The following is a 10,527-nucleotide window of genomic DNA, read 5'->3' as shown; positions in this document are numbered from 1 at the left end:
TGCTCCTGCATCAAGGCCGCCAACGCGGACGCGCCCGCCCCTTCAGAAAGGTTATGGGTATCGGTGTAATACACGCGCATGGCCTCGGCGATTTCATCTTCGCTCACCGAGACAATCCGCGCCGCACCCTTCCTATAGATGTCGAACGCCTCCGCAATAGGTCTGCGCACAGCAAGGCCGTCGGCAAAGGTGTTGGCCGACGCGGTTTCACAGATCGTTTTCGCTTCGAAAGACAGTTTGGCGGCCATTGCTTCCGTCGACACCACCCCTACTATCTCGGTATTCAGGCCCAACACGTCCCGGGCAGCAATCACACCACAGATTCCCGAACCACAGCCGATTGGCACATAGACGGTGTCCAGCTCTGGCGCTGCACTGAACAGCTCAAGCGCATACGTCGCAACGCCCTTGACCAGTTCGGCATGAAATGGCGGCACCAGGTACAGTTCATGTTCCTGCGCCAGACGAGCCGCCTCCTCACGAGCCTCATCGAAATCACGCCCGTACTCGACCACCTCACCGCCGAACCCGCGCATGGCGTTGTTCTTTTCCATTGAGTTGCCCTTTGGCACAACGATCAGTGCCCTCAGCCCCACGGCACTGGCTGCCAGCGCAAGACTTTGGCCATGATTGCCACGCGTCGCAGAAACGATGCCTTTGACGCTCGGGTGCTCACGGCGCAGCCAGTTCATGAAGGTAATGCCACCGCGCACCTTGAAGGCACCGGTCGGCGTGTGGTTTTCGTGCTTGACCCAAACGGTGCATCCCAATCGCTCGGCCAGCAGAGGCCAGCGATACTGGGCGGTAGCTGGCATCACCTGGTAAACCTGGCGGGCAGCGTGTTCGAGGTCATCGCGCGTGATTGTATGCATGAGCGTCTCCTTGGCTTTGCCCCAGTCTAGGCACGCAGGCGTCGCGTCGGCTTTCAAAAAACGAACCTGACTTTTATGCCATCCCTTCACTACTATGACGCTCATGAGTCATCGAAACCGTCAGAACACTCCAACCATTGCAGAACCGGTCCGTCGCATCGAGGCAGGTTCGTGGACGATCGAATTGCTGCCCGGCGCAGCCTACTCGGCACGCTACGTGGCGACCCAGTCAGCGATTGGCTTTGCCTTCGACAGCCAACGCGGCCTGCATGCCATCGGTACTGACCGGGTACGTCCCTTCGACGCGATGCCCAATGGCCTGGCGTTTGTCCCGGTCGGCTGTGATGTGTTGTCCGAGTCCCCCGTGGGCGGTGAATACCTGCGGGTCATCCGCACCAAAGGGGGTGCGTTGGCCGGAGATCGGCCATTCAACAACCGCATCGACCCGCAGGCCATTCTCCTCGCCCAGCGAATGCGCAGCGCGCTGTTGCAGCCCAAATGGGACGATGACTGGGAAACCTGGGCGCTTGCGCTGGCTGAGCGCGCCGCAGTTCAGGACGTGCCAGTGCACCGCGGCTCGATCACCGACAGCCGAATGCGAAGGCTGGATGAGTTCATTGACGCAGGTCTCAATGGCCCGCTCGATGTACTGTCGATGGCACACCTGCTCGAATTGTCCGAAGGCTATTTCACTCGCGCCTTCAAACAAGCCACGGGCAAAAGCCCCCATAGCTATTTGATCGACCGGCGCCTGGCCAGGGCTCGGGCGATGATATGCGACGGGAAAACGGCCTTGTCGCAGGTCGCCCTGGCCTGTGGATTCAATTCCCAGGCGCACCTGGCAAGCGCCTTCAAACAACGACTTGGCGTGAGTCCGGCACAATTGCGCAAAAGTACTTGCCACAGCGCCAGCGCCGGCAAACAACATGCGTCGTGATCGCTTTCGTGCCTTCTGTCTTCTGATCCGGAAAGCCGTCCCAGCAACCCTTCGGGTCGTGTTCTGCAATGCCGATTGCACGTCGTTCATGCAGGCTGCACGAACCCCCTCAGCCCTGCTATCGCACAACCCCTGATCCAGACGCCTTTGGCCGAGACGCGCGACTGGCATGGCAAATGCGTTGTTCTTCGGGAATCCACGGCGCCGAGAGACATCGGACTGTGTTCTAACCCTGAATAGCAGAGGCAACCAACATGAACGCGATCGACCTTCTGAAAGCCGACCACGAGAAAGTCAAAGGGATCCTGAGCCAACTCAGCGAATCGACGGACCGGGCCCTGAAAAAACGTGTCGAGCTACTGGGCAAACTGGAAATGGAGATCTCGATCCACACCCGACTCGAAGAGGAAATCCTTTATCCGGCCTTCAAGGAAGCCGGCACCAAGGAACAGGACATCATGTACTTCGAAGCCAAGGAAGAGCACCGCACAGTGGATTCGCTGGTGCTGCCAGACCTCAAACTGACTGATCCGGGGACGCCCGAGTTCGCTGGTCGGGTCAAAGTGGTCAAGGAGCTTCTGGAGCATCACATCGAAGAGGAAGAAACCGAGATGTTTCCGCAGGCAAAAAAACTCCTCGGTAAAGCGAAGCTCGATGAACTGGGCGAACAAATGGAAGCGATGAAAGCCAGCTACAAAAAGGAAATGATGGCCGGCAACGTGGCGGCGTGATGCTCCCGAAACCCAGAAAGCCCGGCATCTGCCGGGCTTTTCTTTGGGTTGATATCACGCTCGATTCCCGCGAATTTTCATCCGCCCGCCGGTGGCATTCAAACGCCGTTGTGTGGTGTGCTGTTCGTCATGAGCCCGCGGTTCCCATTCGGGCTCACAACATTCCGGCCATTAACCGATGAGGTCCGTTTCATGAGCAATACGTCTTACGTGCCACCCAAGGTCTGGAAACACAGCGCGCCTTCCGGCGGCCAATTCGCCAATATCAATCGCCCGATTGCCGGGCCGACGCATGAAAAAACGCTGCCGATCGGCAAGCACCCGCTGCAGCTCTACTCGCTGGCCACGCCCAATGGCGTAAAGGTGACCATTCTGCTCGAAGAATTACTGGCGCTCGGCTGCACCGACGCTGAATACGATGCCTGGCTGATCCGCATCAACGAAGGAGACCAGTTCTCCAGCGGATTTGTCGAGATCAACCCCAACTCGAAAATTCCGGCTTTATTGGACCGCAGCGTGGAGCCGGGCATTCGCGTGTTCGAATCCGGCTCGATCCTGTTGTATCTGGCGGAGAAATTCGGCGCCTTCCTGCCCTCCGATCCGGCGGGTCGCACCGAAACCCTGAACTGGCTGTTCTGGCAAATGGGTGCTGCGCCGTATCTGGGCGGTGGCTTCGGGCATTTCTATGCGTACGCGCCGGAAAAACTCGAGTACCCGATCAATCGATTCACCATGGAAGCCAAGCGTCAGCTGGATGTACTCGATCGCCGCCTGAGCAAAAGCCCTTACCTTGCCGGCAACGACTACACCATCGCCGACATCGCGGTCTGGCCGTGGTACGGGCAACTGGTGCGCGACAATGTGTACTCCGCCGCCGAGTTTCTTAGCGCCCATGAATACACCCACGTGCAGCGCTGGGCGCAAGAGATTGCCGAACGACCTGCGGTGATTCGCGGCCAGCGTGTCAACCGGACGTGGGGCGATGAAGCGAGCCAGGTTCCGGAGCGACATCAGGCGAGCGATCTGGATTGACATTGGCCTTATCCGATACAGCGCCTGTAGCCTCCGGCATCAGGCGTTGTGTCTGATAAATCGCTCCCACCGCCCCACGGACCGCTACGCTTTATTTCCAGGTGTCAGCGGCCCAGCGATGAAAGTGCGACACCCGACCTCGAACAACAACGGAGGGTCGTCCACCCGCATGAACATTCTCTACGACGAACAGGTCGACGGCGCCTTGCCCGACGTCGACCAAGCCGCGCTTCTGCAAGCCCTGCAGCACCAATGGCCAGACCTGGACGTGCTGCATCAGCGCGAGGAACTGAAACCGTACGAGTGCGATGGCCTCTCGGCCTACCGCACCACGCCGCTGCTGGTGGTACTGCCACGGCACATCGATGAAGTTCAGGGCGTGTTGCAGATCTGCCATGAACGACGGGTGCCGGTGGTGGCCCGGGGCGCGGGGACCGGTTTGTCCGGCGGTGCATTGCCGCTGGAAAAAGGCGTGCTGCTGGTGATGGCGCGCTTCAACAACATCCTGCAGATCGACCCAAAGGCCCGCACTGCGCGGGTTCAACCCGGCGTGCGCAACCTGGCGATTTCCCAGGCCGCCGCGCCGTTCGGGCTGTATTACGCACCTGATCCTTCCTCGCAAATCGCCTGCTCGATCGGCGGCAACGTGGCGGAAAATGCCGGTGGTGTGCATTGCCTCAAGTACGGCTTGACCGTGCACAACCTGCTCAAGGTCGAGATCCTCACCGTCGATGGCGAACGCCTGACGCTGGGTTCGGACGCACTGGATTCCCCCGGTTTCGACCTGTTGGCGCTGTTCACCGGTTCCGAAGGCCTGCTCGGGGTCATCACCGAAGTCACGGTCAAACTCTTGCCCAAACCGCAGACGGCCAAAGTGCTGCTGGCGGCGTTCGACTCCGTGGAAAAGGCTGGCCGCGCCGTGGCGGATATCATCGCGGCCGGCATCATTCCCGGTGGCCTGGAGATGATGGACAATCTGGCAATCCGCGCCGCCGAAGACTTCATCCACGCCGGTTATCCGGTGGATGCCGAGGCGATTCTGCTCTGCGAACTCGATGGCGTTGAAGCCGATGTTCACGATGACTGCGCGCGGGTCCGGCAAGTGCTCGAGCACGCCGGCGCCACCGAACTGCGTCAGGCCCGGGACGAAGCCGAACGCGTGCGATTCTGGGCCGGACGCAAAAACGCCTTCCCCGCCGTGGGCCGATTATCGCCAGACTATTACTGCATGGATGGCACCATCCCGCGCCGCGAGTTGCCTGGCGTATTGCATGCGATTGCACAGCTTTCAGCCGAATACGGCCTGCGAGTCGCCAACGTATTCCATGCCGGCGACGGCAACATGCATCCACTGATTCTGTTCGACGCCAACCAGTCCGGCGAGCTGGAGCGCGCTGAAACGCTGGGCGGCAAGATCCTCGAACTGTGCGTCAAGGTCGGCGGCAGCATCACCGGTGAACACGGCGTGGGCCGGGAAAAAATCAACCAGATGTGCGCGCAGTTCAACAGCGATGAGCTGACCCTGTTCCACGCCGTCAAAGCCGCGTTCGATCCCGGCGGCCTGCTCAACCCCGGCAAAAACATTCCGACCCTGCACCGCTGCGCCGAATTCGGCGCCCTGCACGTACACCACGGGCAACTGCCCTTCCCCGAACTGGAGCGGTTCTGATGGGCGACGCGATGGATTTCGATGACAGCGCCGCGCTGCTCGAACAGGTCAATCGGGCACTGGAAAACGCTACCCCGCTGCGCATCCAGGGCGCCAACAGCAAGGCGTTTCTCGGGCGCATCGTCGGTGGCGAGATTCTCGACACTCGCGCCCATCGCGGCATCGTCAGCTACGACCCGACCGAACTGGTGATCACCGCACGCTGCGGCACTCCACTAGTGGAACTGCTGGCCGTGCTGGACGCTTCGCAACAGATGCTGGCGTGCGAACCACCGGCCTTCGCCGACGATGCCACGGTCGGCGGCATGGTCGCCAGTGGCCTGTCCGGGCCGCGTCGGCCCTGGTCGGGATCGGTGCGCGATTTCGTGCTGGGCACGCGAATCATCACCGGTCATGGCAAACACCTGCGCTTCGGTGGCGAAGTCATGAAAAACGTCGCCGGTTATGACCTGTCGCGCCTGATGGCCGGCAGTTACGGATCGCTTGGGGTGATCACCGAAGTCTCGCTCAAGGTGCTGCCCAAACCGCGAGCGTGCCTGAGCCTCAGTCTGGAAATGCCCAGCGAACAGGCGTTGCTGCGTCTGGCCGAATGGGGCCAGCAACCGTTGCCGATCAGCGCCGCGTGTCACGATGGCCGGCAACTGCATTTGCGTCTTGAGGGTGGCGAAGGTTCGGTGGCGACCGCCCATGATCGTCTTGGCGGCGAGCCGCTCAACAGTTCGTTCTGGGCCGATCTCAACGAACAACGCCTGGGCTTCTTCGACGAAGACCAACCGCTCTGGCGCCTGTCCGTGCCGCTGAACACGCCGCCGCTGAACCTGCCCGGCCAGCAGTGGCTCGACTGGGGCGGCGCGCAACGCTGGCTCAAATCGACGGCCGAAGCTGCGGTCATTCGCAAAGTGGTCGACGAAGTCGGCGGGCATGCAACCTGTTACAGCCACGGCCTGATCGACGAGCCGTTCCAGCCACTGGCGCCCGCCCTGCTGCACTATCACCGCCAACTCAAACGACAACTCGACCCCCGGGGCATTTTCAATCCCGGGCGTCTGTACGCGGAGCTTTGAGCCATGCAGACCACCCTTAGCCCGCAAGCCCGGCAACTGCCCCGCGCCGAAGAGGCCGAAAGCATCCTGCGCACTTGCGTTCATTGCGGATTCTGCAATGCGACCTGCCCGACTTATCAATTGCTCGGCGATGAACTGGACGGCCCGCGCGGACGCATCTACTTGATCAAGCAAGTGCTCGAAGGCAACGAAGTCACGGCAAAAACCCAGCAGCATCTGGATCGTTGCCTGTCGTGTCGCAACTGTGAAACCACCTGCCCTTCCGGCGTGGACTATCACAACCTGCTCGACATCGGCCGGGCGGTGGTGGACGCCGCCGTCCCGCGGCCGCTCGGGCAGCGTCTGTTGCGTGAAGGACTTCGACGCGTCGTGCCCGATCCACGGTTGTTCAAAGGGCTGATCAACGCCGGCCAGATGTTTCGGGCGCTATTGCCCCATACCCTGCAAGACAAACTGCCACGCAACGTGGCGCTGCCTGCTCCACGACCCGCCATCCGTCATGCGCGGCACGTGCTGATGCTCGAGGGTTGCGTGCAGCCAGGTTTGTCACCCAATACCAATGCCGCAGCGGCGCGGGTACTGGATCGTCTGGGCATCAGCGTGATTCCTGCTCGCGAGGCTGGCTGTTGCGGCGCGGTGGACTATCACCTCGACGCCCAGATCACCGGCCTTGAGCGCGCCCGCCACAACATTGATGCGTGGTGGCCGGCCATCGAACAGGGTGCCGAGGTGATCGTGCAGACCGCCAGCGGTTGCGGTGCGTTCATCAAGGATTACGGGCATTTGCTTCGCGCCGATCCAACTTATGCCGAAAAGGCCAAAGCCGTCAGCGCGCTGGCAAAAGATCTGGTTGAGGTGCTGCGCGAAGAGCCGCTCGAATCCTTCGGCATCCACGCCAATCAACGTGTGGCTTTCCATTGTCCCTGCACCTTGCAACACGCACAGAAACTCGGCGGTGCGGTGGAGTCGGTGCTGACACGACTGGGCTTCGACCTGACTGCCGTCCCCGACGCTCATCTGTGCTGCGGCTCGGCGGGTACTTACTCGATCACCCAACCGGCGCTGGCCAGGTCACTGCGCGACAACAAACTCGCTGCGCTGGAGAGTGGTCATCCCGAGATCATCGCCACCGCCAACATCGGCTGCCAGATACACCTCGACGGCGCCGGCCGCACGCCCGTCAGGCACTGGATCGAACTGGTGGACGCGCATTGCCGATGAAAGTCCGAGGTGCCTGCTAACCTTCAAGCGGTGGCGCAGACAAGACTGAACATTGCGTCGATCCACGTGTTCTAGATGCCGTAATAACGGATCAAGGATGAGCGAATGGACTATTCAACTCATGCGGCCCCGCTCCCCTCGCCGCAACGTACCGCCACCCGGCGTCTGGCGTTTGCCGTAGGCGCGCTGTTCGTTGCCGGAGTCATCACGGCAGTCGGTGCCCTGTTAAGTATTGCGGCGCGGCTCGATGATGACGATGTGAACGACAACCTGTTCTATACGACCCGAGCACTGGAAAACCGCATCCTCGCATCAAAAAACTACATCACCAGTTACGCCTACTGGACGACGGCCTATGAGCATCTGAGCGGTCAGGTCGACACAGACTGGGCCTACGTTGAACAGAACCTGGGCAAAACCCTGTTCACCAGCGATGGCTATGACGGCGTATTTGTCCTGAACCGGGAACAGACCAAATATGCGGTGGTGCGCGGCCAGTTGATCGAAGCAAATATCTCCAGTTTTCTCCAGGCGTCCGCCACTGCGCTGGTCGACCAGGTACAACTGCAAAGCGACCTCACCAGGCCGGTCAATACCTATTCGTTGTTTGAAGACTGGCCGGCGCTGGTGACGGCGGCGGCCATCATTCCCAATGACGAGCGCCCCACCGAAGAACCCCGTAACACCTCTGTGCTGGTATTCGTCGACAAGCTGACGCCAGCCAAACTGCGAAAGATCGGCAGCGGCTTCGGCCTGAACAACCTGACCCTTGCCCTGGACGAAACCATCGAAGCAGGCCAGCCCAGAGTGCCGCTGGACAGTACCGGTTACAGCCTGGTCGCTGACCTGGAGCGGCCGGGGCAACGGTTGTTGTGGTCATTGCTGCCCACGCTTGGCAGCATTTTGCTCATCCTCATGCTGTTGACCGGTTACTTTTTCCGGCATGCCTTGCGTTCGTCGAAGTACGTGGACAACAGCCTGGAAGCAATGCAGACCTCACACCAGGCAATGCAAGCGGCCAATCAGGCCCTCGAGGCCAGCGAGGAGCGTTTTCGCGCCGTGGCTGAAGCGGCCTCCGACTGGATCTGGGAAATCGACCGGCATCTGTCTCTCACGTATCTCTCGGCGCGCTTCAGTACCGTGACCGGCTATCCACGTGAGCAGTGGCTGGGACAGGACATCATGCAGTTACTGTTTTGCGATACCACGCCGCTGGAGCTGTGGCTCAAGAAACTGAACGAAGAGGTCAACGCCAGTGACCTGCGCTGTACCTATCGCGATGAAACAGGGCAACAACGCTATTGCCGGCTGTCCGCCCGGCCGATCGTCGAAAACCATTGCATCGTCGGTTATCGCGGCACCGCCAGCGACATCACCGATGAAGTCGCCGCCCATGCACAGATCCAGCACCTGTCCATGCACGACGCGCTGACGGGGTTGCCCAACCGCAACAAGCTGGCGCGCTACCTGGAAGAAGCCCTGCAACTCAAGGAGCATGCCGCGCCCCTGTCATTGCTGATGATCGATCTGGACAACTTCAAGCCGATCAATGACTCACTGGGCCATCCTGCCGGTGATGCGGTCCTGCAGGAAGTCGCCAGACGCCTGCGCGAATGCACACGGGATCACGACATTGTTGCGCGGCTCGGAGGCGACGAGTTCGTCGTCGTACTCAATGGCATGGACTCGCATCAGGAAATCGACAGGTTCTGCACACGCCTGATCGGCAGTCTGCATGAGCCGGTGATGTTCGAGCATCATCCGTTGCACATCGGTGCCAGCATCGGTATCACCCTGAGCCGGCGCCACGGCTTCGAAGCCGCAGAGCTGATTCGCTGCGCCGACATCGCGCTCTACCAGGCCAAGTCGGAAGGCAAGAACACCTGGTGCTATTTCGAAGCGCACATGAGCGACCAGATCCAGACGCGCCGGCAACTGGAAGACGACTTGCGCAAGGCGCTGAAAGACAACGAGCTGGTGCTGCACTATCAGCCGCGTTACAAGGTGGACGGCAAGGAAATCGTTTCGGTTGAAGCCCTGGTGCGCTGGCAGCATCCGACGAAAGGGCTGCTCGGTCCCGATCTGTTCATTCCCTTGGCGGAGCAGACGGACCTGATCGTCCCCCTCGGTCGCTGGGTACTGCGCGAAGCCTGCCAGACCGCCCTGACATGGCCTGAAGAAATCCTCTTGTCGGTGAACCTCTCCCCTGCCCAGTTTGCACTGAGCGACGTCGTCCAGGACGTGCGCGAAGTGCTGGTCGAAACCCGTTTTCCAGCCAGTCGCCTGGAACTGGAGATCACCGAAAACGTCATGCTCAACGACACCGACGGTGCGCTGACGACCATGAACGCACTCAAAGAACTGGGCGTGCGGTTGAACATGGATGATTTCGGCACCGGCTACTCCTCGCTGGGCTACTTGCGTGCCTATCCGTTCGATGGCATCAAGATCGACAAGCGCTTCATCGCGTCCATCAGCACCGGCAGCAATGATCGTGCGGTGGTGCAAGCCATCATCGGGCTGGGCAAGGCCATGGGCCTGAACGTCACGGCCGAAGGCGTCGAGACCGAAGAGCAACTGGCCATTCTCGGCAAGGATCAATGCAACGAAGTGCAGGGATATTTCATGAGCCGGCCCATCGACAAGACGGCGTTCGCGCGTCTCTTGCAGGCCACGGGGCGTCTTTGACTCGTCGGCCGGCACCTGGTTTGCGCTTCATCCGCTTGCCCCCGCCTCGTTGCGGGTAAACACGTTGCCCGCATCGCGCACCAACTGACGCCATTCGGCGTTGCTGATGAGCCCCTGTTCCAGCATGTCGTCGGCCCCCTTGAGCAAGTCGTCATATTGGTCCTGCGGATCGAACGGCTCTTGCGATTGTGTCGCCAGCTTGCGCCATGCCGACAGTGACTCTTTCTTGCGCTGATCGTACATTTCGAATGTCTCGCTAAGATGACACCCGGTAGAGCCGTGCTGCTTCTGCGTCGTTCTACGCATTCGACGA

Annotated in this window: 9 protein-coding genes (1 of these 9 cut by a window edge); 7 read left to right on the top strand and 2 right to left on the bottom strand. The window is 60.6% G+C overall.

Annotation, left to right across the window (positions count from 1 at the left end; all coding sequences use genetic code 11):
* A protein-coding gene (locus tag K3819_RS12495; protein ID WP_221399422.1) for a threonine dehydratase crosses the window boundary here: on the bottom strand, positions 1-872 show its 5' portion. Its footprint begins 85 nt before the window's first position; 872 of the gene's 957 nt are visible here — the first part of the coding sequence; the start codon lies at positions 870-872; its stop codon lies off the left edge, out of view.
* 94 nt (positions 873-966) lie between these two features.
* Between K3819_RS12495 and K3819_RS12490 the strand changes: the two genes are divergently transcribed.
* The 7 genes from K3819_RS12490 to K3819_RS12460 all read left to right on the top strand — a co-directional run bounded on the left by K3819_RS12490 (position 967) and on the right by K3819_RS12460 (position 10,214).
* A complete protein-coding gene (locus K3819_RS12490) occupies positions 967-1,809 on the top strand; it encodes an AraC family transcriptional regulator (protein WP_221399421.1) in 843 nt (280 codons plus the stop codon).
* A 254-nt stretch (positions 1,810-2,063) separates the two neighbouring features.
* On the top strand, positions 2,064-2,540 hold the full coding sequence (locus K3819_RS12485; protein WP_039770748.1) for a hemerythrin domain-containing protein: 477 nt from the start codon (positions 2,064-2,066) through the stop codon (positions 2,538-2,540).
* A 192-nt stretch (positions 2,541-2,732) separates the two neighbouring features.
* Complete coding sequence (gene yghU, locus K3819_RS12480; RefSeq protein WP_221399420.1) at positions 2,733-3,572, top strand: glutathione-dependent disulfide-bond oxidoreductase; 840 nt, start codon at positions 2,733-2,735, stop codon at positions 3,570-3,572.
* A 169-nt stretch (positions 3,573-3,741) separates the two neighbouring features.
* Positions 3,742-5,241: a glycolate oxidase subunit GlcD gene (glcD, locus tag K3819_RS12475; protein ID WP_221399419.1), complete on the top strand. Its 1,500-nt coding sequence runs from the start codon at positions 3,742-3,744 to the stop codon at positions 5,239-5,241.
* On the top strand, positions 5,241-6,305 hold the full coding sequence (gene glcE, locus K3819_RS12470) for a glycolate oxidase subunit GlcE (RefSeq protein ID WP_085613093.1): 1,065 nt from the start codon (positions 5,241-5,243) through the stop codon (positions 6,303-6,305). Before glcD ends, glcE begins: the two co-directional genes overlap by 1 nt.
* 3 nt (positions 6,306-6,308) lie before the next feature.
* A complete protein-coding gene (gene glcF / locus K3819_RS12465) occupies positions 6,309-7,526 on the top strand; it encodes a glycolate oxidase subunit GlcF (RefSeq protein WP_221399418.1) in 1,218 nt (405 codons plus the stop codon).
* A 105-nt stretch (positions 7,527-7,631) separates the two neighbouring features.
* The gene (locus K3819_RS12460) at positions 7,632-10,214 is read left to right on the top strand and encodes an EAL domain-containing protein (protein WP_221399417.1); all 2,583 of its coding nucleotides are present in this window, start codon (positions 7,632-7,634) and stop codon (positions 10,212-10,214) included.
* Positions 10,215-10,241: 27 nt separating this feature from the next.
* On the opposite strand, the gene K3819_RS12455 is transcribed toward K3819_RS12460, so the two are convergent.
* Complete coding sequence (locus tag K3819_RS12455) at positions 10,242-10,457, bottom strand: hypothetical protein (RefSeq protein ID WP_064595557.1); 216 nt, start codon at positions 10,455-10,457, stop codon at positions 10,242-10,244.
* Between the last annotated feature and the right edge of the window lie 70 nt (positions 10,458-10,527).

It is taken from the genome of Pseudomonas sp. 3-2, from assembly GCF_019710535.1.
In the GTDB taxonomy this organism is placed as follows: domain Bacteria; phylum Pseudomonadota; class Gammaproteobacteria; order Pseudomonadales; family Pseudomonadaceae; genus Aquipseudomonas; species Aquipseudomonas pharyngis.
This window is presented reverse-complemented; position numbering and strand designations above follow the sequence as displayed.